This is a genomic window from Roseburia faecis (assembly GCF_001406815.1).
Taxonomy (GTDB): domain Bacteria; phylum Bacillota; class Clostridia; order Lachnospirales; family Lachnospiraceae; genus Roseburia; species Roseburia faecis.
The window spans coordinates 25146-49341 of the sequence record NZ_CVRR01000013.1 but is presented as its reverse complement, the minus strand read 5'-3'; the positions used below and the strand labels follow the sequence as shown (position 1 = coordinate 49341).

Annotated in this window: 25 protein-coding genes and 2 pseudogenes; 1 reads left to right on the top strand and 26 read right to left on the bottom strand. The window is 42.3% G+C overall.

Annotation, left to right across the window (positions count from 1 at the left end; all coding sequences use genetic code 11):
• Nucleotides 1-343: 343 nt before the first annotated feature.
• From M72_RS16330 to M72_RS17325, 14 genes and pseudogenes are all read right to left on the bottom strand, one after another.
• Nucleotides 344-646, bottom strand: coding sequence for an ArsR/SmtB family transcription factor (locus M72_RS16330; RefSeq protein WP_082413811.1), 303 nt, complete (start codon nucleotides 644-646; stop codon nucleotides 344-346).
• A 121-nt stretch (nucleotides 647-767) separates the two neighbouring features.
• On the bottom strand, nucleotides 768-911 hold the full coding sequence (locus M72_RS17100) for a hypothetical protein (protein ID WP_015554546.1): 144 nt from the start codon (nucleotides 909-911) through the stop codon (nucleotides 768-770).
• 110 nt (nucleotides 912-1021) lie between these two features.
• Nucleotides 1022-1525, bottom strand: a pseudogene (locus M72_RS06205) (citrate/2-methylcitrate synthase); the annotation flags it as partial.
• A 254-nt stretch (nucleotides 1526-1779) separates the two neighbouring features.
• A complete protein-coding gene (cls, locus tag M72_RS06200) occupies nucleotides 1780-3339 on the bottom strand; it encodes a cardiolipin synthase (protein ID WP_055067588.1) in 1560 nt (519 codons plus the stop codon).
• A 165-nt stretch (nucleotides 3340-3504) separates the two neighbouring features.
• Nucleotides 3505-3720, bottom strand: a pseudogene (locus M72_RS18085) (macro domain-containing protein); the annotation flags it as partial.
• 405 nt (nucleotides 3721-4125) lie between these two features.
• Nucleotides 4126-6186, bottom strand: a complete 2061-nt coding sequence (gene lysS, locus M72_RS06190) for a lysine--tRNA ligase (protein WP_055067587.1) — start codon at nucleotides 6184-6186, stop codon at nucleotides 4126-4128.
• 14 nt (nucleotides 6187-6200) lie between these two features.
• Entirely contained in the window at nucleotides 6201-6686 is a 486-nt protein-coding gene (greA, locus tag M72_RS06185) for a transcription elongation factor GreA (protein WP_022045629.1), read from the bottom strand.
• A 224-nt stretch (nucleotides 6687-6910) separates the two neighbouring features.
• Nucleotides 6911-7879 (bottom strand): tRNA dihydrouridine synthase DusB, encoded by a 969-nt coding sequence (dusB, locus tag M72_RS06180; RefSeq protein WP_055067586.1) that lies wholly within the window; start codon nucleotides 7877-7879, stop codon nucleotides 6911-6913.
• 2 nt (nucleotides 7880-7881) lie between these two features.
• Entirely contained in the window at nucleotides 7882-8661 is a 780-nt protein-coding gene (locus tag M72_RS06175; RefSeq protein ID WP_055067585.1) for a type III pantothenate kinase, read from the bottom strand.
• Nucleotides 8658-9020 carry a DUF6145 family protein gene (locus tag M72_RS06170; RefSeq protein WP_055067591.1) on the bottom strand — a complete coding sequence of 121 codons (363 nt, stop codon included), beginning with the start codon at nucleotides 9018-9020 and terminating at the stop codon, nucleotides 8658-8660. The genes M72_RS06175 and M72_RS06170 overlap by 4 nt, the downstream gene beginning before the upstream one ends.
• Nucleotides 9013-9990 (bottom strand): biotin--[acetyl-CoA-carboxylase] ligase, encoded by a 978-nt coding sequence (locus tag M72_RS06165; RefSeq protein WP_055067584.1) that lies wholly within the window; start codon nucleotides 9988-9990, stop codon nucleotides 9013-9015. The genes M72_RS06170 and M72_RS06165 overlap by 8 nt, the downstream gene beginning before the upstream one ends.
• A 41-nt stretch (nucleotides 9991-10031) precedes the next feature.
• Nucleotides 10032-11021, bottom strand: coding sequence for an ornithine carbamoyltransferase (argF, locus tag M72_RS06160; RefSeq protein WP_055067583.1), 990 nt, complete (start codon nucleotides 11019-11021; stop codon nucleotides 10032-10034).
• 130 nt (nucleotides 11022-11151) lie between these two features.
• Entirely contained in the window at nucleotides 11152-12414 is a 1263-nt protein-coding gene (locus tag M72_RS06155; protein ID WP_055067582.1) for a cell wall hydrolase, read from the bottom strand.
• A gap of 319 nt (nucleotides 12415-12733) precedes the next feature.
• Nucleotides 12734-12991, bottom strand: a complete 258-nt coding sequence (locus M72_RS17325; RefSeq protein WP_155208444.1) for a hypothetical protein — start codon at nucleotides 12989-12991, stop codon at nucleotides 12734-12736.
• Between the two features lie 231 nt (nucleotides 12992-13222).
• Here M72_RS17325 and M72_RS06145 point away from each other — a divergent pair, with 231 nt between their 5' ends.
• Nucleotides 13223-14299, top strand: coding sequence for an undecaprenyldiphospho-muramoylpentapeptide beta-N-acetylglucosaminyltransferase (locus M72_RS06145; protein ID WP_055067581.1), 1077 nt, complete (start codon nucleotides 13223-13225; stop codon nucleotides 14297-14299).
• A gap of 89 nt (nucleotides 14300-14388) precedes the next feature.
• Here M72_RS06145 and M72_RS06140 read toward each other — a convergent pair whose 3' ends face one another.
• From M72_RS06140 to M72_RS06090, 12 genes are all read right to left on the bottom strand, one after another.
• Nucleotides 14389-14799, bottom strand: coding sequence for an HIT family protein (locus tag M72_RS06140; RefSeq protein ID WP_022045638.1), 411 nt, complete (start codon nucleotides 14797-14799; stop codon nucleotides 14389-14391).
• A gap of 11 nt (nucleotides 14800-14810) precedes the next feature.
• A complete protein-coding gene (locus tag M72_RS06135) occupies nucleotides 14811-15800 on the bottom strand; it encodes an SCP2 sterol-binding domain-containing protein (protein WP_022045639.1) in 990 nt (329 codons plus the stop codon).
• Nucleotides 15801-15824: 24 nt separating this feature from the next.
• Entirely contained in the window at nucleotides 15825-16448 is a 624-nt protein-coding gene (locus M72_RS06130) for a rhomboid family intramembrane serine protease (protein ID WP_055067580.1), read from the bottom strand.
• Between the two features lie 66 nt (nucleotides 16449-16514).
• Nucleotides 16515-17762 carry a DUF6382 domain-containing protein gene (locus tag M72_RS06125; protein WP_055067579.1) on the bottom strand — a complete coding sequence of 416 codons (1248 nt, stop codon included), beginning with the start codon at nucleotides 17760-17762 and terminating at the stop codon, nucleotides 16515-16517.
• Nucleotides 17759-17956: a TadE/TadG family type IV pilus assembly protein gene (locus tag M72_RS06120; protein WP_022045642.1), complete on the bottom strand. Its 198-nt coding sequence runs from the start codon at nucleotides 17954-17956 to the stop codon at nucleotides 17759-17761. The genes M72_RS06125 and M72_RS06120 overlap by 4 nt, the downstream gene beginning before the upstream one ends.
• An 11-nt stretch (nucleotides 17957-17967) precedes the next feature.
• Nucleotides 17968-18408: an A24 family peptidase gene (locus tag M72_RS06115; protein ID WP_055067578.1), complete on the bottom strand. Its 441-nt coding sequence runs from the start codon at nucleotides 18406-18408 to the stop codon at nucleotides 17968-17970.
• A 4-nt stretch (nucleotides 18409-18412) separates the two neighbouring features.
• Nucleotides 18413-19324, bottom strand: a complete 912-nt coding sequence (locus M72_RS06110) for a hypothetical protein (protein WP_055067577.1) — start codon at nucleotides 19322-19324, stop codon at nucleotides 18413-18415.
• A 2-nt stretch (nucleotides 19325-19326) separates the two neighbouring features.
• On the bottom strand, nucleotides 19327-20880 hold the full coding sequence (locus tag M72_RS06105) for a DUF5702 domain-containing protein (RefSeq protein ID WP_055067576.1): 1554 nt from the start codon (nucleotides 20878-20880) through the stop codon (nucleotides 19327-19329).
• On the bottom strand, nucleotides 20880-21047 hold the full coding sequence (locus M72_RS16325) for a Flp1 family type IVb pilin (protein ID WP_022045646.1): 168 nt from the start codon (nucleotides 21045-21047) through the stop codon (nucleotides 20880-20882). The genes M72_RS06105 and M72_RS16325 overlap by 1 nt, the downstream gene beginning before the upstream one ends.
• A gap of 12 nt (nucleotides 21048-21059) precedes the next feature.
• On the bottom strand, nucleotides 21060-22277 hold the full coding sequence (locus tag M72_RS06100) for a type II secretion system F family protein (protein WP_055067575.1): 1218 nt from the start codon (nucleotides 22275-22277) through the stop codon (nucleotides 21060-21062).
• A gap of 10 nt (nucleotides 22278-22287) precedes the next feature.
• Nucleotides 22288-23025, bottom strand: coding sequence for a type II secretion system F family protein (locus tag M72_RS06095; protein ID WP_055067574.1), 738 nt, complete (start codon nucleotides 23023-23025; stop codon nucleotides 22288-22290).
• Entirely contained in the window at nucleotides 22982-24193 is a 1212-nt protein-coding gene (locus M72_RS06090; RefSeq protein ID WP_055067590.1) for a CpaF family protein, read from the bottom strand. The genes M72_RS06095 and M72_RS06090 overlap by 44 nt, the downstream gene beginning before the upstream one ends.
• Between the last annotated feature and the right edge of the window lie 3 nt (nucleotides 24194-24196).

Sequence of the window (24196 nt, the reverse complement as noted above, 5' to 3'; positions counted from 1 at the left end):
AGTAAAATGCTGGCATCTATCATCTATAATTATGGCAAATTTTGTGATGATTTTAAATCCACCCTGAAACTAGGCGCTTACAATTAACGATCCAAGTCACAAATAATCCTTTCGGATTTTTGCTGATATACTTGACACTTTTGAAGTCCACCTTAATCATCATTGGATAAATCATAATCCAGATTAATACAGCCATAGGAATAGATATCCCTGCATATTCAAACTTATTTAATATATTGGGTATCATCGGAAAAAAATGTCCTATGGATACACCGATGATCATGCATAGAATGACCCACACAGATAAATACTTTTGAAAAAACTTCATCTTAGCATTTCCCCTCTAACAACAGCTATCTTTTTTGTCACAGCATGACTCACATGTCAAACTGCCAATAAAATTCTTGAATTCTAATAAAGTATCACAATTCAAAGAGTAATGATGCCATTTACCTTCTTTGCGATCATTCACCAATCCACATTCCACCAGTATCTTCATATGATGAGACAGGGTTGGCTGTGTAATTTCAAATTTTTCCAAGAGCCTGCATCCACATTTTTCGCCATCTGACAACATTTGCACTATTTCTAATCTGTTTGAATCTCCAAGTGCCTTGCAGATTAATGCAACATTTGTTAGTTCCATTTCATTTACCTCGCATTGATATTTATCTATGTGTGTAGATTAGCATATACATAGATAATTGTCAATGTGTTTTTATAAAATAAAGCCATACATTTTCATGTACAGCTTGAAAAACAGGAAGTTATCGAAGAGCATCCCTTAATTGCAACAAGCTACTACGGATACTTTCTCCAGCTCCACCAATAGCCTGCGCTATAATGATTGCGGCAACTATAATTGCCACTGCGACAATAATTTTTCCAATCAAATATTGATATTCTTTCATTTTGATTACCTCCATCTACAAGTATCGATTTTCTCAATTCTCAAAACAGGGAGTTGTCAGTCCTTCTTGTTCTTTTCAATAGCATTAATAGTGCAAGCAAAACCTGTAATCATTTCAAGACTTTCTTTCTCCTTATCGTAAGAGCCCAATGTAAGAATACTTCGAGTCATAGAACCCATAATATCTGATGTAGGTGCTTTCATAATGACATCTCTGGTAAAGTTAGTCGGTAGTTCCATACAATCAGATAGTCTTCCCTGAAATTCCATTAACTGTGTATCAGTTGGCAATTCTCCGAATAAAAGAAGATATGCTCCTTCTTCAAAGACAAACCTTTTTCCTTTACTTCCTGTTACTAAATCTTTTATATTATAACCACGATAAGATAACTCGCCATCACATGGACTCTTTACTCCATCACGATATTCAAAAGCTTTTATATTAGAAATATTTGTAAGCCCCGTCAACACACCTTGCCCTTTTTCATCTCGTAAGCCTCTTTTTACACCATACTCTGAATACAGATTCTTACTAATGCTATCATTTTGTTCACAAAAAATTGCTTGCTGTTTCATATAATTTTCCAAATTGCTCATTTGAATCGCTCCTTTCATTCTGTTACGAACTTACATACTATACTCAGATATTCTTGTTTCCAGAGCATTCAGCATTGTCTGTTCTTTTTCTTATCCTTATTCATTAGCAATACAATACAATGGAAAACTCAATTTAACCTCAACAAGGTTTGTTTTTTCATCCATGCAAAATCTTTTTTGTACAACAGACTGTTAGATATAGCAAAAACGGCCTTTCAAAAACAGTTAACTTCTAAATCAACTGTTTTTTGAAAGGTCGTTTCATCAGATTCTTATAGCAATCCAGCAAATAATCTCATAAATAATTGTCCCAGTCGCAAATATGCACTTCGTCCGGTTTGATATTGGTCTGTCACATCACGACATTCTCCCATCGTTCTTATCAGATCATTTTTTATTTCCACAACTGCCTGACAATCTGCCATAAAACAGCCGTTTTCAAAATGGTGATATAAACTTCGATAATCCAGATTAATTGTTCCACAAGTTGCCATACAGTCATCTGCCACACTCATTTTTGCATGACAGAAACCAGGAGTCCATTCATAAACACGAACACCATGTTTAACTAATCCATGATAAAAAGAACGAGTTATATTATAAATGAATTTTTTATCAGGGATACCAGGTGTGATAATTCTTACGTCTACCCCTCGCTTAGCTGCCAGACATAACGCATGCGTCATTTCATCTGTTATGATTAGATATGGAGTCATAAACCAACAATATTTTTCAGCTTTATTTATCATACTGATATAAACTTCTTCTCCTACTTGCTCATTATCCATAGGGCTGTCTGCATAAGGTTGAACAAACCCAGTTTGCTGTGCCGCATAATCATAGTGGAAAAGGTATTTACTAAAATCAGAATCATTAGCATCCTTATCACTTACTGCATTCCACATTTCCAAAAATGTCACCGTAAGCGACTGAACAGCATCTCCTTCTAAACGAATACCTGTATCTTTCCACTGTCCATACGGGTGTGTGTAATTAAAATATTCGTTTGCCAGATTATATCCACCTGTAAATCCGACTTTTCCATCAATAACTGTTATTTTTCTATGATCACGATTGTTCAAAAACAGATTTAAACCTGGCATAAACGGATTGAATACACGGCAATGAATTCCTATTGCCTCCATCTTTTTCACAAAATCTGTGTTAATAAAGCCTATAGAACCCATATCATCGTAGAATACTCTAACTTCCACACCTGCTTTTACTCGCTCTTCCAGAACATCTTGAATCTTATGCCATGCTTCAGCGTCTTCTATCGCATGATATTCCATAAAGATAAACTTCTGTGCTTTCTCCAAATCCTTAAGCTGTGCCTCTAATCCTTTCACTGCTTCATCAAAATACATAATATCCGTATTCTGATAGATTGGATACTGCGAATTTCTTTGTATGTAACTTGCTATATTTCCTGCTTTCGGAATTGTTTCTTTTATTCTGCTCAAACACTCCTGACTGTCCGGAAGCATTGGTAACAATTTGCTATCAATTTCTGCATATCGCTCACGCATTTTATGTGTGCCACCATTCAAACCAATCAACAAATACAGGCCTACACCCATAATTGGGAAAATTAGAATTAAGATGACCCAAGGCATTTTCATAGAGGATGTCTTATTTGATGCGTACAATCCCAAAACCAAGATCCCACTCAAAATCCTTGTAAATAAATTTATAATTTCTGCATATTCATTCAAGCGTGTTACGATAGTAATAATAAAAATCACTTCCAGAAGAATGCAGATTATGGAAAAACACAGCCGTTTTACCCCATTTTTTGTTTTTGCTTTGCCCTCTAAAGTATCTTGTTTCATATATATTCCACCTTCCTAATAAAATACTAATAATTTATTCTACTCAATCATTCTTTCACTAATATCTGCAACCTCATTTGTATGTAACATAACCAATGATATATGCTACTTTATCATCAAAGTCACATAATAACCTTATATGTTTTACCTCTCTCCGTAGTTCCTCCTGATTCCATTATCCATTGCCAGCTTCATGGAATTAAAATAGCAGTTAGCAAGAAGTTCCTCTTCTCTATTCCTTCCACCATTCCATATCGGTCCTACAGTATGTATCACATAATCACATGGCAAATTATAGGCTTTTGTTATCTTTGCTTCTCCAGTCTCACATCCGTGAAGTGTCCTGCACTCTGCCAGAAGCTCCGGTCCTGCTGCTCTGTGAAACATAGTAAATGAATCTCCTGTACTAATCATCATAACATCATAATTCCCAGTTTCCTTATTAGTTATTTCAACCATTCGGTAATGATGTTCTTCATTATTAACCCTTGTAATTTTTGAACTTCCACTGTCATCCTTTGCTCTATAAAAATATTCCTGTCCATTTAGTTTAAATTGACCATCATAATTCTGCATCCTCAAATTCTCCTTTATTATTAAAATCTTTGTTCTATATGTAATTAAGCCCCATCAGACAGATTTCTCTATCCAATGGGGCTTCTATGTCATATCGTCTGATTCCACATCATTATATTATTTTCTTACATCAAACTCTGCATCGTTTGGCGTAAAATTGGCGTATTTTTGTAATTTTACAAATTTCCACCAATAAGGTACATCACGTTTTTAGTAAAGCTTTGCACCTGCTGGAATGTGGTTATCAACCATAAGAAGATGAAGTTCTTCATCCTCTGAATCCTTAAGATTGTTTACTGCTGAAAGTAACATACCACAAGATTCAATTCCCATCATCTTTCTAGGTGGAAGATTTGTGATGGCAATAAGTGTCTTTCCAACAAGCTCTTCTGGCTCATAATAAGCGTGGATTCCGCTTAAAATAGTGCGGTCTGTGCCTGTTCCGTCATCTAAAGTAAACTGTAATAATTTCTTTGACTTAGGAACTGCTACACACTCTTTTACCTTAACAGCTCTGAAATCTGACTTGCTGAATGTATCGAAGTCTACTTCTTCCTCAAATAAAGGTTCAATCTTTACATTAGAGAAATCAATCTTCTCCGGCTCAGCTTTTACCTCTTCTGAAGGCTTAGAACTTACGCCATTTTCAGCCTTTACGCCACCGATGCTCTTCATCGTCGGGAACAGAAGTACGTCACGGATTGCCTGACTGTCTGTCAGTAACATTACCAGACGGTCAATTCCGTATCCGATACCACCTGTAGGCGGCATACCGATCTCCAGTGCATTCAGGAAATCTTCATCGGTGTGTTCTGCTTCGTCATCACCGGCCGCGGCATTGGCATCCTGTGCCGCGAAACGCTCACGCTGATCAATCGGATCATTTAACTCGGAGTATGCGTTACACATCTCCCATGTATTGCAGAATAACTCGAAACGCTCTACCTTGGTAGGATCGCTTGGTTTCTTCTTGGTCAGTGGAGAAATCTCGATCGGGTGATCCATGATAAAGGTCGGCTGGATCAGTTCCTTCTCGCAGTATTCCTCGAAGAAGAGGTTGATGATATCACCCTTCTTGTGACGCTCTTCGTATGCAATATGATGCTCGTCTGCAAGTTTCTTTGCTGCTGCATCATCCGGTACCTGATCAAAATCAATTCCGGTATATTTCTTGATCGCATCGTTCATTGTCAGACGTGCGAATGGCTTTCCAAGGTCAATTTCTACACCATTGTAAGAGATCTTTGTAGATCCGCATACTTTTTCGGCAAGGTAACGGAACATGGATTCGGTCAGTTCCATCATGCCCTCGTAATCAGTGTATGCCTGATACAGCTCCATCAGGGTAAATTCCGGATTGTGGCGGGTATCCACACCCTCGTTACGGAATACACGGCCGATCTCGTATACACGCTCCAGTCCACCAACGATCAGTCTCTTTAAGTAAAGTTCCAGGGAAATACGAAGCTTTACATCCTCATTTAATGCATTGTAATGTGTCTCAAATGGTCTTGCTGCCGCACCACCTGCGTTTGCAACAAGCATCGGAGTCTCTACTTCCATGAAATCACGGTCTGCTAAGAAGTTACGGATCTCCTTTAAAATCTTGGAGCGCTTTACAAATACTTCCTTGCTCTCCTGATTCATGATCAGATCAATGTATCTCTGACGGTAACGCATATCCGTGTCGGTCAGTCCATGGAATTTCTCCGGAAGGATCTGCAAAGATTTGGAAAGCAGTGTCATCTCCTCCGCATGGATGGAGATTTCTCCTGTCTTTGTGCGGAATGCATATCCCTTGACACCCCAAATATCACCGATGTCGGATTTCTTGAAAGTTGCATACAGATCTTCTCCGATTGCGTCACGCGCAACATAGATCTGAATGTTTCCCTTGAGATCCTGAATGTTTGCGAAAGATGCTTTTCCCATGACACGCTTGAACATCATGCGTCCTGCAATGGATACGTGGATCGGATCGGCATCCATGATGCTTCTTCTCTCCTCATAATCTGCTTTGACTGCCTCTCTTGCAGCTGCCTCGTCCATACCATCGGTATTAACTGCCGGTCTGCCGGCTAAAAGCTTCTCTTCGTGTGCATTGTAAAGATCCTTCACATCTGATGTGTGATGGGTTACGTCATATTTGGTAATCTGAAACGGGTCCTGTCCCGCTTCCTGCAGATTTGCAAGCTTTTCACGGCGCACCTTTAACAGCTGGTTGACATCCTGCTGCTGTCCGCCCTGCTTTCCGTTATTCTGTCCTGCCATTTTCATTTCCTCTCTTAATCTACGGTTGATCTCTGGATCTCGAGTACCTTGTAAGATAACTCTCCAGCCTGTGTCTCTACGGTAATGGTATCGCCTACTTTTTTACCTAACAGTGCGCGGCCTACCGGTGATTCATTACTGATCTTTCCCTTTAAGCTGTTTGCCTCTGTGGAACCAACAATCTTGTACTCTAACTCATCGTTGAACTCGCAGTCGAGAATCTTTACCTTACATCCGATGCTGATCTTCTCCAGATCGACCTCTTCCTCAACAACGACTTCGGCATTCTTTAAGATCTTTTCGATCTCCTCGATACGCGCCTCGATGTCTCTCTGCTCGTCCTTTGCTGCATCGTATTCTGCGTTCTCGGACAAGTCACCCTGCTCACGGGCTTCTTTGATCTTCTGAGCAACTTCCTTACGCTTTACAACTTTGAGATTCTGCAGTTCGTCTTCGAGCTTTTTCAGACCTTCATAGGTCAAGATATTTTTCTTATCCATTTGATTTACCCCTGATTCTATATTTTTTATATGCAGCTTTTTGAAAAAAGCGCATAAATAATCCACAATAACCTAGGTATTATAGCGAATTGTCCACATTCTGTCAAGATATTCTCCTTCAAACAGGACTGTCGCTCATCCGTGAAGTTACCGCCCGCCCCACACCGTGTCCACCCAGCAACCTGAACAGCAATTCCATGAACATCGACACAGCTTTCTATGCATCAGACGAAATACTCCATCAATAGTGTCTCCAGCTGTTCGTAATTTTCCACCTGATTGATTGCCACACGCAGCCGTGCTCCATGCGGATATCCGGCGGTATACCACGCTGCATGCTTGCGGATCTCACGGATACCGATATACTCTCCTTTAAACTCCAGCATCATCCGGGCATGACGCAGAATCATCTGTGCCACCTCCGATGCCGGTGGCTTCTGCAGATGCTCTCCCGTTTCAAAATAATGCAGGATCTGCCGGAAAATCCACGGATTTCCCTGTGCACCCCTTGCAATCATGAAGCCATCACATCCGGTCTGTTCTTCCATGGCAATCACATCCTCCGCCGTAAGCAGATCTCCGTTTCCGATGACCGGAATCTTTACGGCTTCTTTTACCTGACGGATAATGTCCCAGTCTGCCTTACCGGAATAGAACTGCTCCCTGGTCCGTCCATGCACAGCAACTGCTGCCGCACCGGAGGCTTCTGCAATCTTTGCCATCTCCACCGCATTGATATGATCATCATCAAACCCTTTGCGGATTTTTACCGTAACCGGTTTTTTGATCGCTTTTACCGTCTTTTCAATGATCTCGCCTGCAAGTTTTGGATTTTTCATGAGTGCCGAGCCTTCCCCGTTGTTCACAATCTTTGGCACTGGGCAGCCCATATTCAGGTCAAGAATATCAAATGGGCGATCCTCAATCTGATGTGCAATCTCTGCAATAATATCCGGATCTGATCCAAACAACTGCAAAGACACCGGGTTTTCCCGCGGATCAATCGTCAGAAGTGTCTGTGTATTACGGTTTTTATAGAGAATTGCTTTGGCACTTACCATTTCCATGCACAGAAGCCCTGCCCCCTGCTCTTTGCACAACAAGCGAAATGGCAGGTCGGTTACGCCTGCCATAGGAGCTAATATTAAATTGTTTGGCAGTGTCACACTGCCGATCTGAAGTGATCTGATCATAACTATTTTATTTTCCGATTCTGTTTTTTATACACAAGATTGATCCCTTTTAACGTCAGGTTCGGATCGTAAATATCCACAGCATCCGTCTCATTGGCAATGATGCGGCCAAGTCCTCCGGTTACAACGGTTTTGATATTTTCGAGTCCGACTTCCGCTTTCACGCGGTTGATGATGTATTCGGTCTGTCCGATCTGTCCGTACACAAGCCCTGCCTGCATACTTGTGATCGTGTCTTTTCCGAGAATTGATGCTGGCTTTTTGATCTCGATCTCCGGAAGTTTTGCAGCATCTTCCCACAAGGCTTTTGCCGAAATCCGGATTCCGGGTGCTGTGATCCCTCCCTGAAAGGCTCCGCTTTCATCCACATAATCATAGGTTGTGGCGGTACCGAAATCAATGACAAGCACCGGACCTCCGTATATTTCATATGCCCCGACTGCATCCACAATACGGTCAGCTCCGATCTGCTGCGGATTCGGTGTCACGATGCGGATTCCCGTTTTGATGCCCGCCTCCACCACGATCGGTGTGATATGGAAATATTTGACAAGTCCGCCCCTCAGGGAATGCATCACATTCGGCACAACGGAACAGATGATGGCATCCTTAATTTCTGTCGGATGAATATCGTTCTGCTCCAGCAGATTCAAAAGCATCATGCCGTACTCATCCGATGTCCGTGGCATTTTTGTCGTAATACGAAAACTTGCGGCGATCTCATCGCCCTGAAACACCCCGCAGGTAATATTCGTATTTCCAACATCTATGGTTAATATCATTTGTCTTCCTCCTCGTCCAGTGCCTCTAAGCCCTCGCCCAGATACAGAACTTTGTAATACATCTCAAGTGCTTCCAGCAATTCCCTTTTTTCGTTGCGCAGCTGCTTGATTTTCAGCACGCTTCCGATCTCATCATAGCAGAAATCGCCTTCTTTACAGGAAGTGCGAAGTTCCAGATTTCCCGCTTCATCAAATACCAGCTCCAATACTCCGCCGATATCCTCGGTGTAAATGACGCACATGATTTTTAACTCATCACGGATGGACTGTGGAAGTCCGTTGAAGTTCTCATTCAGATAAAATTTTTTCTGGTATGCGTTGGATACGCACAATACTACCTCATTTGACTCTTTAGACATATCCATAGATTCCTCTCACGGAGACTTCTCCGGAAGACACCAGTTTTCTTGACTCCCAGGTGTCTACGATCAGTTCTCCCTTTTTTGTAATTCCCATAGCCTTTCCCTCAAATGGCTCCTTCGGGTCCAGCACGCGCACCTGCCGGCCACGGTTCACAAGCAGCTGATCGTACTCTTCCTGTAATGCTGACAGATCCTCGGTTTTCAGATAGATCGCATACAGCCGTTCAAATTCTTCCAGAAATGCCTCAATCAGATCTGCACGGTGCACACGTTTTCCGCACTCCAGCAGCAGGGAACCTGCATGATCCTGCAGTTCTTCCGGGAAGCTTTCATTGTGCACATTAATTCCGATTCCGATCACTATATGGTTGATATAGTCAAACTGTGCACTCATTTCCGTAAGAATACCACAGATCTTCTTACCATTTATGACAATATCATTCGGCCATTTGATCAAAGCCTCTGCTCCCGTCACCCGGTGCATTGCATTTGCCACTGCCATCGCTGTCACGAGGGTCAGCATGGATGCATGGTTCGGATTGATGTCCGGTTTGAGCATGAGTGTCATATAAATTCCCGTTCCCGGAAGGGAATCCCATGACCGTCCACGGCGTCCTTTTCCCGCGGTCTGCTGATCCGCTACCACAAAAGTTCCTGACGGATGTCCTTCTTCTGCCAGTTCTTTTGCTTTCGTATTCGTGGAATCAATCTTGTCAAAATAATACGTTTCCGCGCCTGCCCATTCGGTCTTTCGGATGCTTGCCAGCTCCACTTCGTCCATACGGTCCGGCACAGATACCAGATGATATCCCTTATTCTGCACCGCCTCAATCTCATAACCGGCCTCTTTCAGCTGATTAATTGCCTTCCAGACAGCGGTCCGGGATACGCCAAACTGATTGCACAGCTCCTGACCGGACACATATCCATCCGTCTCACGGAGCAGTCTTAAAATTTCTGCTTTCATAATCATACTTTCCATTCACAAAAATATGTAAACGTTTTTTCTTAGTCAGATAACGTTGCCTTCATGATCGCCTTGATGGAATGCATACGGTTCTCAGCTTCATCGAAGACAACGGAGCGCTCACTTTCAAATACCTCATCGGTCACTTCCAGCTCGGATAATCCAAACTTTTCATAAACCTGTTTTCCGATCGTGGTCTTTAAATCATGGAATGCCGGCAGACAATGCATGAAGATCGCGCTGTCCTTTGCATTTTTGAATGCATCGGCATTGACCTGATACGGTTTCAGGTCATTGATACGCTCTGCCCATACTTCTTCCGGTTCACCCATGGATACCCATACATCTGTATAAATGACATCAGCATCCCTGGTTGCTTCCGCAACACTGTCTGTCAGTGTGATGCTTGCTCCTGTCGTAGATGCCACGTCCACACAATAATCCACAAGCTTCTTGTCCGGATAATATTTTGGATTGGTGCAGGCAACAAAATGCATACCAAGCTTTGCACAGGTAACCATCAGGGAATTGCCCATATTGTAACGAGCATCCCCCATGTATACAAACTTCACACCCTTAAGTTTTCCAAGATGCTCCTTGATGGTAAGCATATCGGCAATCATCTGTGTCGGATGGGATTCATTGGTCAGTCCGTTCCACACCGGAACCCCTGCATATTTTGCCAGTTCTTCCACGATTTCCTGTCCGTATCCACGATATTCGATTCCATCAAACATACGTCCAAGAACACGGGCCGTATCCGGAATACTTTCCTTTTTTCCAATCTGGGAACCGCTCGGATCAAGATATGTCACATGCATACCCAGATCATGTGCGGCTACCTCGAAAGAGCATCGGGTTCTTGTACTTGTCTTCTCGAAAATCAGTGCAATATTTTTTCCAACCAGACTGTCATGCATGATTCCCTGATGTTTCTTCTCTTTCAGCTCTGCGGACAGATCCACAAGATACAGGATCTCCTCCGGTGTAAAATCCATCATTTTTAACAAATTACGTCCCTTTAATGTCATTGCTCTTCCTCCTTAAGTGTACGTTGAAAACATTTTACTCCATTTGCCGGAATTTTACAACAATGGTATGGAAAATTGACCGATCAAAAAAGGAGCTCTGCCTTTCGACAAAGCTCCTGGATTTTTAAGTTTAATAAAATACAATCGGTCCTACAACCGTTCCCGCATGACCGCTGGATGCCAGTTTGAAGTATTTTGCTCCACCTGTCGGATCACTGCCGTTTAATGCGGCTCTCGCTGCCTGTCTGGCGCTTGCGCTGACACCGCTGGCAAGTCTTGCTTCAAGTCTGCCGGAAGATGCCGGTCCAAACTGACCTCTCTGATAGATAACTCCGTAGATAGAGTTTGCAAATCCGCCGCTTCTCACACGATTAACAACAACCGCTCCAACCGCTGTCATACACTGTACGCTGGTTCCTCCAGCCTCACACTGTACAAGTGCTGCCAGAAGTGTCTCTTCATCTGCACTTGCGGCAATCGACGCATTCTGTGTTGTCTGGGAAGATGCCGACTGACCGGACGATGATTTCTTTTCAGCAGAAACAGAAACATTCTTCTTCGCTTCTTCCGCTGCCTTTTTCTCTTCGGCAGCCTTGATTGCTGCCTGTTCTTCCTCAATGGTGACAGCTTTGCCTGTATCCAGTGTGACGGTCACATAATCGTCACTCACATAACAGGTATTTGAACCAACTTTAACGGCAATCCATCCGTCTGTTTCTTCGGCTTTTGTATTCACATCCATGTGCTCACCCGATGCAACGGTTTTCACTACCTCCGCATCTGTGTCTGGCGCTTTACGAATACGAAGACCGTCAATAGAAACCTTCGCAACCGTATCACAGTGCTTCTTTGCATAATTTAATGCATCTGTTCCTGTCACACAATATTCATTCTTTACATATCCTGTTACATTGCCGGACTCAATCTTTGTCCAGGTATCGCCTGCTTCTTTCACAACTGCGCGATCCCCTTTGTACATCTTTCCGACAATTTCGGAATCAGAATCTGCCTTTTCGCGAACGTAAAGAAAATCATCTACCTTCGCCATCAGCTTATTCTGCCACTCCTGTTCCTCTTCGGAAACAGTTTCCTTTTCTGTGGTTTCTTCTTTTTTTGTATCATTTCCGGATATAACCGTTCCATCTGCTGTTGCCGCAACCAAAGCCGCATTTGTCTTTTCAACAGAAATATATCTGTCCAGATAGTCTGCCGACTCCAATTCATATTCATTCATGGCAGATGCCACTCCGGCAATCCCGTTATTGACAAACTGTGTGTCTGCTGCATCCTTTGCTGCAATATTCACTCCATTACCGGTAACTGCAGTGACCGCAAGTGTGAGTGCCAATCCCGACACGATTACACTTTCCATCACCTTTTTGCTTGCTTTCATTGATGAACCTCCGTAGTTTGTTTCATCCACATCTCAACCGTGGATTCGTAACATTTTATGCAATAAGTATTACACTTATGTTGCGTTTTTAAACACTTTATTTCATTTGTTACAAGTTTGTTACGCGGCTCATTGTAGCACAGAAATTCCTGTTTGTCAAATTTTAGTAAAAAAATGGGTGGTGCTCTCCACTTTTACTCATATTCCGTTTAAAAAATGGGTGTGCGTTTTCACTGCACACCCATGCCGGTTTTGAAAATGTTACATATTTTATATTCCTGTGTCAATTTATGTATTGTTTTTGATAAAAAACATTCCACTATGGGAAAATTTCCTGCAAAACAGTTGAAATTATGCGGTTTTCTTCCTCATCCTCATGTAAATTTTTATTTTGCACTTTCTCCGGTGATACACTTTTTTCTTCTTTTTTCCCAGGCTTGTCCATGTGTTTTTTTAAGTACAATTCCAGGCGTCTTCTGCACCGGTTTGCTTTTTTCTGTTGCCGCACAATACAAAACACCCCAATTGTTAAAAATAAAAAAAGTATGATCTGCAACCCCATAATCATTAACTCCATTTCATTTTGCCACCTGCTGATCCACATCAGTATTGTCATATCTGCTCCCATCCTTTCATATTATATAAAATCATTTCTTACTGTATAAATCTTATTATAATGAAAGAACGTCATCACCGGAATATCCTTTCGGTCGCAAGTTTCGACATATGTCGTTACTGCTCATGTTGCTTGACATTTCTATATGGATCATATAGAGTTGACTTAAGTAAAGAAAAGAGGAAATATCGAATGGCTAAATCAAAAAAAATTGTTATGACCGGTGGCGGAACTGCCGGACATGTTACTCCAAACATTGCCCTTATGCCGGCACTTCAGGAAGCCGGTTATGAAATTACATATATCGGTTCCTACAACGGAATGGAAAAAGAACTTATTGAAGCGCAAAAAATCCCTTATATCGGAATTTCTTCCGGAAAACTTCGCCGTTATTTTGACTGGAAAAACTTTTCCGATCCTTTTAAAGTATTAAAAGGATATGGGCAGGCAATCTCCATCCTGCGCAAACTCAAACCGGACGTTGTCTTTTCCAAAGGTGGATTTGTGTCTGTTCCGGTTGTCCTTGCCGCAAAGCACTGCCATATTCCGGCAATTATCCACGAATCCGATATCACACCGGGACTTGCAAACAAAATCGCAATCCGCGGTGCAAAAAAAGTATGCTGTAATTTCCCGGAGACCATGAAATACCTTCCAGCGGAAAAAGCAGTTCTTACCGGTTCACCGATCCGCCGGGAACTGTTCCACGGAGATGCGGAAAAATCTCTTCACTACTGCGGTTTCCCGGATCACAGCAAACCGGTACTCCTGATCGTCGGCGGAAGTTCAGGTTCCAAGGTCATCAATGAAGCGGTACGGAAAGTGCTTCCGGAACTGTTAGAGCAGTTTTATATCATTCATCTTTGCGGAAAAGGAAATCTCGATGAGAAATTAAAAGGCGTGGTTGGCTATGCGCAGTTTGAATATGCAAGTGCAGAACTGACCGACATGTTTGCCCTGGCAGATCTTGCCATTTCCCGCGCAGGAGCGAATTCCATCTGTGAGCTTCTTGCATTACACAAGCCAAACATCCTGATTCCGCTTTCTGCCGCTGCCAGCCGTGGTGATCAGATTTTAAATGCGAAATCTTTTGCAAAGCAGGGATTTTCTTATGTGATTGAAGAAGAAAAACTGACCGATCAGACATTACTTGATGCAGTACGCGAAGTATATGCCGACCGCGAAAAATACATCCATACCATGTCAGAGAGCGGTCAGATGGATTCCATCGGAACGATATTAAAACTGATTGAAAGTGTTTCTAAATAATTCACACGCCAAAACAAAAAAACATGCATATCTGCTGTACGTTTTTCCAGCGATATGCATGTTTTTGTATATAGAGATACAGATTTTTTTTACATCTTCATCTTATCACAGATTTCTTTCATCTCATCATCGGAAAGAGATAAATGCTCCCACTCAGGAACTGCCTGATCTCCTGCTTTACGCGGAATCAGATGCATATGGAAATGAAATACGGTCTGTCCTGCTGCTTCTCCGTTATTCTGAAGCACATTGTAACCGTCACATCCCAACACTTCTTTTTCGTGTGTAATAACTTTCTTTGCAAGCTTTGCAGCCTTTGCGAGTACTTCATCATCCATCTCAAACATATTTGCATAGTGCTGTTTCGGCAGAATCAGCGCATGTCCCTTTGTTGCAGGACTTGCATCCAGAATCACACGGAAATCCGCATCTTCATAGATCGTATTGGTCGGAATATCTCCGTTTGCCAGTTTACAAAAAATACAATTGTCGTCTTTCATTTTTTTGCCTCCTAAAATACAAATATCTGATCGAGCATACGAAGCGTTTTAAAATTTCCTTTCGCTGTCATCTCACCCGTCATAAACGCTCTCTGGAATGTCATCCGTCCGTCAATGATTGACTGCAGAACATCTCTGCTTAATTTTGCAACCACGTCAATCTTTTCTTCCTGTCCGTAATGAATCTCCAATTCTCCGTTTTCAATTGCTACATACAATGGCTTTTTGATTCCTTCGATAATAAAGGAATAGCTGGCAGCAAAATCCTCGGTAGATACAAAATGGCTTTCGAGTTCCTTCACAAACGGTGTATCCATATCATCATCCGGTTTTCCAAGCATATCTTTGAACATTGATGCCAGTTCCTCAATATCCTCTTTCTGCTGCTTCACATAAGTATCATCCGATACATACTTCGAGAGCTGCTCGCTCTCCTGTGGTGTCAGATTCAGCTGCTGCGTCCGCAGAACACTCTGCTTTACTGCCTGATTACTGGTCGGAAGGTTTTTGATCTTCTGGGAAATGGTCCGGTACAGGTTTTCCGCTTTCTTTTCAATGATCAGCGTATAATCTTTATTCTGCTTGAATTCCACCAGATCCTCTACATATCCGCATAACCCTGCACATGGTAATCCACCCAGAATCTCCCATGCATTCATCAGAGTCAGTTCTCCCTCGCGCTCTCCATAGGTTGTGGACATAACAATCGGCTGCATATAGGTATGGCTGATTTTTTCCTTATCACCATATAACCAGCAGGCATCCAGAAACTGCTGCATATAACCACCGATTCCCAGCCACTCAATCGTTGTGGCAAGAATAATTCCGTCTGCCTCTTTGAACGTCAGCGGAAGGGTTGCAATTTCATTCTTATGCTCATATATATTGAATCGTTCGATGTTTACCCGAAGTTCCCGTAAAACATCTTCCATCTTTTTTAATACATACAGTGTCGGGTCATCCAAAAGTCCCCGGCCTCCATAATACACGTTGATTTTCATCGGTATACTCTCCTTGCTTTGATACTAATTAGTATAGGGATTTTCCCCCGATAAATCAACTGCTTTACGAGGTTTCCAGTATAAAATAATTGCAAGAACAAATCCCATTGCAAGGCCACCGATGTGTGCCCAGTTGTCCACATCCACACTGGTAATTCCATAATACAGGCTGATCACAATCATAAAAAGCAGCCCTTTGCCCGTAAGAGATTCATATCTTCCTTTGTGTATAATCACAATCCACAGCAATGCCCCGATAATACCGAAAATAGCACCGGATGCCCCTGCCGATACATCATACTTTCCCCGTGCGATCATTTGCACATAGGACAGTGTACTTCCTCCCACACCGGCGATCAGATACAGACACAGGTATTTGATATGCCCCATCGCCTTCTCCAGAATCGGACCGGCACAGATCAGTACCAGCATATTATTCAAAATATGTTCAAATCCAAAATGCATAAAAGTAGCTGTAAACAGTCTCCAGTATTCTCCCTGCTTCACATATGGCGGCCAGACCGCTCCCATTCTTACCATAAACTCCGAATTTTCCGTATTTCCAAGGATTTCCAGAATCACATAAACAAGAACATTCACAGCGACAAATCCCACGGTTACAAATGGAAGTTTCTTTTTTTGTGGCATGCTTTTCCCTCCTGATTTTTTCACATGCTATCAGTATACTCACTTCCTTTTGGAAAAACAAGGCAGTTAGCAAAAACGATATCGGACATCCGCGAAACGGATCATGTCATTACTGTTTAATTTTCTTCTCTCTTTGTAAGCCAGCGGCTCATCATTCACAAACGTACCATTTGTCGAATTTAAATCTTCAATATAATAGGTCTCTCCATCATGATCAATCCGCGCATGCAGCTGACTAATCGTATCTGCCTGTATTTGTATGTCCGCATCGGGACCGTACCCGATTCTTGTCATTTTCTTTGTAACACAGATATCCTCGTAAGATTCAGCTCCCTGATACAACAACATTCCCCTGACTTTCCCTGTCATGCTGTTCAGGCATACCGTTGGCCGATATTCGGGTTGTGCCACCGTTTTTATTACTTCCTCCGGATATACAACCGCAGACTTCGAAAGTTTTCTGGTATCCTGCAGGCATTCCCTACTTCCATGATAAGATTCATATACCTGTTTTTCGGTTTCTTCCTCTTCCAGAAGACCTATTTCTATCAGTAGCTTTTTTAATTTTCTGATCCACTCCTTCTGCTCCTTTTTCTTTCCCTCCTTTTTCTTTCTGTTGGCTCTTTTTACAGTTTCATCTTTTCTTTTTTTGTCTGGATGATCTTCATATTTTCTTTCAGGAACTACGGGTTGATTGTTTTCCTCTCTCCAAACTTTTTCCATTCCATTTCCCCCGGATTCCTCCACAGCCGCCTTTTTCCCCTCATTTTGTCTGGTTCTTACAATTTCATCCCGGATATCTGTAATAGAATAACCATCCAGAAGCGTCTTCTCATAAATTCCATATGCTGCTTTTACCGCCCGTGTGTCTTTATGATCCACTTTTGTAAGCAGAAATTCCATTAACTGCTGAAATTCTGTCCCAATGGTTCCACTCCCACCCGGATATACGGTAAAAATAATTTCCTGGTTGCTGTTGGTAATAAATATTAACTCGGGATCCAGCATCAGGCAATTGGTCTGAATCAGATTCCATTCCAGAATCTCCATCTCACTGCAAATGCTCATAATCAGTTTTTCAATGAAAGAAATATCTACTTCTTTTACCCTGCAATACATATCAAGCGACTGTTTGCCGGATATGTTATACCAGTACTGTCCCTCCCCATCCATATATGCCTTTTCCACCGCAAGAAGTCCCGGCAATTTTCTCCTCAGCATCAGCTTTTCATCCAGCCCCGCATGGATTCCCGCTGCAATTTTCATAAAACTTCCCGTAAGATTTCTTTCATATACTATTTCCCGATTGATCATTTTTTCACCTCTTTTAACGTCTGATACTGATAAAAGGAATCTACTGCCCACATATCTTCTATCTGTTTTTCTTCATGCTCCTCACGTACTTCATGCAACAAATCAATTCCTGTACACATAGCTGCTGCCATCGTCCATATCAGAACCGGTATAATCACAGCCGCCTCTACGGTATAACTTCCTCTCCATTTCATATTTTCTCCTTTTATCCCTGTAATCCCCACATGACCAGATGTGCCCCTAGCAGAAATGGTACAAACGGAAACTCGGATCTTCTGTTTTTATGTCCGAATACCAGCAAACCAAGAGCCGTAATTCCCGCAATGGTAATGGCAATCATGACAATTCCCATTATTTCACCCAGTGCATAAAAACATCCCATACCTAAAATTACCAAACCGTCTCCATACCCAATACTTTCCCTTGTACTCCAGGCCAGTATAAGCATAAATATCCCCGGCAGTAATCCAAAAAACCATACTGGATTTTTCCAACAGCCTCCCAGCAGTGATACAGCCATACCTGATATTCCCAGCAGCAAAATTGCCCAGCCATGAAGTTCCTGTTTTCTCATATCTTCCCAGGAGAGTCCTGCCAATCCAAACGTCAATATGCACATTCTGATCATTTCATAGTTATTCTGCATGATTTTACCTCACCTCCGTATTCGCACCACATTTACCACAGGCTCTTTTTCCTCCCGTCTCTTCCAAAAGGATCAGATAAATAGTTCTTTTTAGCCCACTGCAGGCAAGATCACTATGATAACAGGTTCCATAATCCGTCACATACACCTTTCCGGCAACATGATTTTTTGCCACGCACCCGGAACATGCGCTGTACTTATGTTCATTTTTGTTTCTCATACTGCTGATCTGTGCATAATCCGTACTTTTAATACTCAAATCCAGATAATGGCACTTTCTGCTCCTGTGATAAACAGTTCCATGTTTTGTAACATACACATAATCACTCTGCTTTCCATCTGTACGGTCGCCAATCCACTTATGGCTCTTACTTTTCTGACAGATACCAACACCCTTTACCTCAAAAAAGCTAATTGGAATTTTAATGTAATAATTAACCTGCAAATTAATATAATTTCCTGACAGATCGGATTTTGCCATCGTAATCGCATGTTTTCCACCGCGAATATATTTTTCCGGCAGGCTGTACGTTCCCAGCTCCTTTCTAAAATACGCTTCCGCAGATACCAGAAGCCCCGTTTGCGATGAAACCGCAGATGCTTCACATGCTGTTTTTCTGCTTGCATAATTCAACGCCTCCTGAACTTCTGTCTGAATCTGCAATACCCGAAAGAAAAATAAGAGCGTAAGGAAAAACACGGCTGCTACAGGAATAATCACGGCTGCTTCCAGCGTATACGATCCCTTAAAAAAGGAACATAAGGATGCCTTTTGGCAAGGATGTTCTCCCAGGTTATAGATATCGTCTTGCGGATTCGAATCTATTGGTTCGTTTATTATCTTATGAATACATGCCTGCTTCGGAAAAGGTTGATATTTGAGGGTAATTGTTGGTTTCCACTGTCCAAAAGACATCCTTACATCCCCTCCTTCCCATGAAAATAACTATATCCGGAATGATTTTGAATCCGGAATCCATTTGAGAAATTTTCAAGGATGGATACAAAGCCAAGAAATACCGGTTGGAATTCATAGGTGGCAGTAAGCTCAGTTTCACACAAAACGTGGTCCATCTGAAAATTTTCGTACCCTTCCTGTGTCTGTACATACGCTTCCTCCACATCCATGGTGCGCATTGCAAGGGTATTTCCCTTATGAAACAAAAGCAAAATGGCAGCATATTGTCCATAATCCAATCCCTGAGAACAATCTTTCGCCACAGACCAGCCCGACAAAAGTTCCGGAATCATATGTACATTTGAAGTCCAGTCCGCATCACTTTTTATCATTGTAATTTTCCCACCGGACAATAGTGTCCTTACATCTAACACACTTTCTGCAAATGCCCACGCTACTAAGATTCCGTATTTTACAGCTTCGATTACGGCCGGATTTGCGGATACTCCCGCCAACGTGACCGCAAGTGCCATTGCCTCTGATTGTCGCTGGGAAGATGCGGTTAATGAGGCCATATTTAACGGTTCTCTCATTGCCAGCAGCTCCGAAACCACAATTTTTAAATTATCCGCGTCATTTCTTTTTCCGCCCAAAACATACTCCAGCTCATATTCCAATACGCGATCCTGCTTTTTTTCCACATAGTTTCCAAGATAATTCACCAGATACTGATAAAACAATACTTTTTGATACCAGTCTGTTCCCACATAAGAATCCATCGTACCTTTTTCCAGACTTCTGTGTGAAACAGTTTCTTCTATACTAATAGATTTTCCGGATACCTTTGTATTTTCCGGCAAAACAAGGGATAGTACCCCTTCTTTTTTTACTTCTGTCACCGTTTCTAAAGGATTCTCTGTTGGCGTTGCCTTTTCTCCAGAATCCTCTTTCTTTGTTTTATCCCCCTGACGCGCTTCCCCTTTTAACTGCCGGGATGATGAATTACCTGCCCCCTCCGTTTCATATTTTTTCGGATGCTTCAGTGCATCCATTGCATCTGCAATACCCTCATCCGGATTTTTATAGTCCTTTTTTACTTCTTTTACTGCTTCATAATGATTGTAGACAGACTTTGCCATCTCATATGCAATATTCTTTTTCATATAAGTACATACAGCCTTCTGAAATACGACACCATTCTGATCTGTCAGCAATCGATAGGGATCATACCTTGCATCTGTCATCTCCGCGGTCAACAGACTCATCCCGGAAAGCAAAGTTTTTTGTTCTTTGCTTCCAAGATGATCCAATGTAAGGCCACGCAACTGTGCTTCCCGGTTATTAAAACATAATTTACCTTCTGTATCATCCACCCGTACTCCAAGAATTTTGTATGTTTCCCACAAAGGACTGCAATAATCGGCAAAAACGGATTCCAAAACCGTATCCGTATTCATATACAATACTTTCTGAAGTTCATAATGTCTCGCTGCTTCTAAAAGTGTGAAAAGAAGCTGCGCCACCAGCATCAGTGAAAGGGCTGCAAACACAGTAATACTCGCCTTTCTCCTCACTATACCTCCCCTGTGCGTTCTTTAATTGTGTTGAAAATATCAGAAACCAGCGTTGTCAGTTTTTTCTTGAACAACACAACAATTCCTATCAACACCACAACGATCAACACCATTTCTACAACTCCTACCCCATCTTCTTCCATCAAAAAGTTTTTAAATCCTAACATAATTTTTTCTCCTTATACTTGAAATGACAGCATTGCCGGAATCATAATGATGGCAATCACGATGCCAAGCATCATCATGAGTGGCAACAGCATTTTCGTTCCTGCCTCTTCTCCCAATTTACAGGCCAGTGCCTTCCTTTCTTCCAGTGCATTCTCCGATTCCTGTTCCAAAAGTTTACATAATCCCCTGCTTCCTGTCTGTAAATTCTGTAAAAGAATCCGAATGAGTCTCTGATACTCTCCCAAATCCACTCTTTCTCCAAATTTCTGGTATGCAAGACGTTCACTTTCCCCGTCCAGGATTTCTTGATTCGTTATTATCATTTCTTCATAGATATACCGTTCTTTTATTTGTTTTTTCTGCCTTTTATCAGAATATTGAGCGGAAATTCTATTCCATGCCTGTTTTAATGACATGCCTGCTCCCAGTAAAATCAGAAGTTTACTCACAACTTCCGCATAATCCAGTTTCATCTGCTCTTTTTTTATATGATCTGCAGTACGTTTTCTCTCCAGAACAATTCCCGCCATCAGGAAACAGACAAGCACCTCAAAAAACAAAATTTTCCATACCAGATGCTGTTTTTTTTCTTTCCATTGCAGCTTCACCCCTGCCGCCTGATCCGGCAGCGTCAGATACCTTTCCCCTTCCTGCGTACTCTGCTGCTCCACTTCAGCTGCAATTTCATGAATGACCTTTTCCTGTTGCGACATCACTTTCGGGTATACTTGAAAAGAAAACGTATATTCCTCCCGGTACTTTTCACAGGTAAGTGCCACACTCGCCTGTACAAGTTCTCCCTGGGGATCTAATTGATCCTCCCGGATCGTTCCATCCACGTCCACTGCATTGTATTGATCCAATGTCCAGTCGGCTTTTACCAATCCTTTCACATAGCTTGGCTTCATATGCACCTGCTCTGTTACATGTGCAGCCTCTTCTCCCTCTGGGAAAAAGGTTTCGTCTATTTCCTTTTCTGCCCGGGAAAAATAGGATTGTGCTGTCTTTTCATCAATACATTGTGCAGGAACGCTTACCTGATAGTCATAATTTTTCAGTTTCTCCCCTGCATTCAGCGTAAGTTCCACTTCCTGCCGCCCACTGCCCGGACTGCCCCGGATAATTCTGTTTTTATCGTCCATACTGCGATCGGAAAATTCCATATATGCCCCAAGCAGCAATAACAGAATACAAACAACCGCTGCTTCTATTATTTTTTTCCTTCTCACACTTCCCCCTCTACATATGTATTGTCATTATTTTCTCTGCCAGTACAATCGCCCCACCATAAGCTGCAAGGCATATTGTCATAAACAATGCCCCTGCCACATTTCCATATAAAACATTCAGGAAATCCATGGATGTCACCTTCAGATATAACAAAATGAACAACGGTATCACATTCATTACTTTCTGTTCCATCTTTCTAGAAGCAATCTGTACCTGAATCTCCCTCTCTGTTTCATGGCGCACCCGCATGTGCCGGGATGTTGCATCAATAATTGTCACAAAATTTCCACCGCTGCGTTTTGCAAATGAAAAAACTTCAGAAAAACTTGCAATATCCATATTTCCACTTCGGGTTGAGAAATCTCCCAGCAGCAGCTCCAATGGTTGATTGAGGCTGATGGAACAATTCATCTCCTTTACCTCCTGATACATATAGGATCTTTTCCCATATAATGCGAGTATTTCTTTTTCTGCCTCTTTCCACGCATTTTCTATAGAGAAACCAGCAAGTAAAGCCGCACTGATACTCCGGAGAGTATCCACAAATTCCTTCGCAAGCTGTAATTGCATCTGCTCTTCCCCTGCTTTTTTCTGACGCTTCATGAAAAACCAGATAAAAACAGGAAAAAATACTATCCCCAGCCAGCTGGCATAAAATAAATACGCAATTGCCACTGTCAGCAGCCCCGCCAAAGTAATGCTTTTACAAACTTCCTTCCGGCTCAGATGATACACACGATAATCCATCTTCTATCTCTCCCTTCTCCCGGGCAAGTCCTGCCATCTCCAGTTTTTTACGATTCTTTAATATGCCACAGTGCTTCCACTTCCAGCTGCCCTCGGTTCCTTCCAGCTGATAAATCGGAGAAATCTGAATCTCGCCATTTTCCACTCCGCATACCTCTGTAATTTCCAATACTCTGCGGCTTTTATCCGGTAATCTTCCCAGATGAACGATCAGGTCTATCCCCGATGCAATCTGTTGTCTGATTGCAGCAATCGGCAGTTCCATTCCCATCAGTACCATCATTTCCAGACGGGAGAGAATATCTCTGCTTGAATTTCCATGGGCGGTGGATAATCCGCCATCATGCCCGGTGTTCAATGCCTGAAGCATATCAAATGCCTCCGCTCCACGGCACTCCCCAACGAGTATTCTGTCCGGACGCATACGCAATGCCGTGCGGATCAGATCCCGGATTGTTACCGGCTGGACGCCCTCCATATTTGCATTCCGTGTTTCTAAACGTACCAGATTTTTGATTCCCTGTATTTGAAGTTCCGCGGAATCCTCAATCGTTATGACTCTCTCATCCTCCGGAATGTACTGTGATAAAGCATTTAAAAATGTCGTTTTCCCGGAGCTTGTCCCTCCCGAAATCAACAGGTTGTATTTTGCCCTTACCAGCATCTTTAAAAACTCTGCTGCATCTTCCGGAAGTGCCCCTTTTTGAATAAGGGTCTGCATATCCAGCGGTTTCTCCGGAAATTTCCGGATTGTGATTGTAGAACCATCCAGAGAAACCGGTGCCAGGACAATATTTACACGGGAGCCATCTGCAAGTCTTGTATCTACGATTGGATTCGATAAATTAACCACCCGGTTATGTCTTCCAACGATCTGCTGTATCACATCCTGCATTTTTTCTTCGCTGGCAAATGCCTGATTCCATGCATGAACCCTTCCTGCCTTTTCGTAAAAAATATGTTTCGGTCCATTTACCATGATCTCGGAAATTTCCGGATCATCCAGAAGTTCCTGCAAAGCATCCAGTTTTCTGAGTGAATTAAATACTCTTGCTTCCAGCATCAGACGTTCCCGAATGGAAATGGGTTCCTCCTGCATCAGCCGGGATGCCTCTTCCCCAATCAGATTTTCAATTTCTTCATCCGACATCTCCCGTGAAAGATCCATGCG

What these genes read in the sequence shown, in the direction of transcription:
- cls (WP_055067588.1), bottom strand. Translation starts at nt 3,339, where the DNA reads ATGAAACAAGATACTTTAGAGGGCAAAGCAAAAACAAAAAATGGGGTA.
- M72_RS06090 (WP_055067590.1), bottom strand. Translation starts at nt 24,193, where the DNA reads ATGGATCTTTCACGGGAGATGTCGGATGAAGAAATTGAAAATCTGATT.
- M72_RS06110 (WP_055067577.1), bottom strand. Translation starts at nt 19,324, where the DNA reads ATGTCTTTTGGACAGTGGAAACCAACAATTACCCTCAAATATCAACCT.
- greA (WP_022045629.1), bottom strand. Translation starts at nt 6,686, where the DNA reads ATGGATAAGAAAAATATCTTGACCTATGAAGGTCTGAAAAAGCTCGAA.
- M72_RS06140 (WP_022045638.1), bottom strand. Translation starts at nt 14,799, where the DNA reads ATGAAAGACGACAATTGTATTTTTTGTAAACTGGCAAACGGAGATATT.
- M72_RS06115 (WP_055067578.1), bottom strand. Translation starts at nt 18,408, where the DNA reads ATGCAGAATAACTATGAAATGATCAGAATGTGCATATTGACGTTTGGA.
- argF (WP_055067583.1), bottom strand. Translation starts at nt 11,021, where the DNA reads ATGACATTAAAGGGACGTAATTTGTTAAAAATGATGGATTTTACACCG.
- M72_RS16330 (WP_082413811.1), bottom strand. Translation starts at nt 646, where the DNA reads ATGGAACTAACAAATGTTGCATTAATCTGCAAGGCACTTGGAGATTCA.
- M72_RS06120 (WP_022045642.1), bottom strand. Translation starts at nt 17,956, where the DNA reads ATGAAATGGAGAGGAAGTTATACCGTAGAGGCGGCTGTGATTATACCG.
- lysS (WP_055067587.1), bottom strand. Translation starts at nt 6,186, where the DNA reads ATGGCAGGACAGAATAACGGAAAGCAGGGCGGACAGCAGCAGGATGTC.
- dusB (WP_055067586.1), bottom strand. Translation starts at nt 7,879, where the DNA reads ATGATCAGATCACTTCAGATCGGCAGTGTGACACTGCCAAACAATTTA.
- M72_RS17325 (WP_155208444.1), bottom strand. Translation starts at nt 12,991, where the DNA reads ATGGAGTTAATGATTATGGGGTTGCAGATCATACTTTTTTTATTTTTA.
- M72_RS06165 (WP_055067584.1), bottom strand. Translation starts at nt 9,990, where the DNA reads ATGAAAGCAGAAATTTTAAGACTGCTCCGTGAGACGGATGGATATGTG.
- M72_RS17100 (WP_015554546.1), bottom strand. Translation starts at nt 911, where the DNA reads ATGAAAGAATATCAATATTTGATTGGAAAAATTATTGTCGCAGTGGCA.
- M72_RS06170 (WP_055067591.1), bottom strand. Translation starts at nt 9,020, where the DNA reads ATGTCTAAAGAGTCAAATGAGGTAGTATTGTGCGTATCCAACGCATAC.
- M72_RS16325 (WP_022045646.1), bottom strand. Translation starts at nt 21,047, where the DNA reads ATGTTAGGATTTAAAAACTTTTTGATGGAAGAAGATGGGGTAGGAGTT.
- M72_RS06125 (WP_055067579.1), bottom strand. Translation starts at nt 17,762, where the DNA reads ATGATCAATCGGGAAATAGTATATGAAAGAAATCTTACGGGAAGTTTT.
- M72_RS06095 (WP_055067574.1), bottom strand. Translation starts at nt 23,025, where the DNA reads ATGGATTATCGTGTGTATCATCTGAGCCGGAAGGAAGTTTGTAAAAGC.
- M72_RS06145 (WP_055067581.1), top strand. Translation starts at nt 13,223, where the DNA reads ATGGCTAAATCAAAAAAAATTGTTATGACCGGTGGCGGAACTGCCGGA.
- M72_RS06135 (WP_022045639.1), bottom strand. Translation starts at nt 15,800, where the DNA reads ATGAAAATCAACGTGTATTATGGAGGCCGGGGACTTTTGGATGACCCG.
- M72_RS06155 (WP_055067582.1), bottom strand. Translation starts at nt 12,414, where the DNA reads ATGAAAGCAAGCAAAAAGGTGATGGAAAGTGTAATCGTGTCGGGATTG.
- M72_RS06130 (WP_055067580.1), bottom strand. Translation starts at nt 16,448, where the DNA reads ATGCCACAAAAAAAGAAACTTCCATTTGTAACCGTGGGATTTGTCGCT.
- M72_RS06175 (WP_055067585.1), bottom strand. Translation starts at nt 8,661, where the DNA reads ATGATATTAACCATAGATGTTGGAAATACGAATATTACCTGCGGGGTG.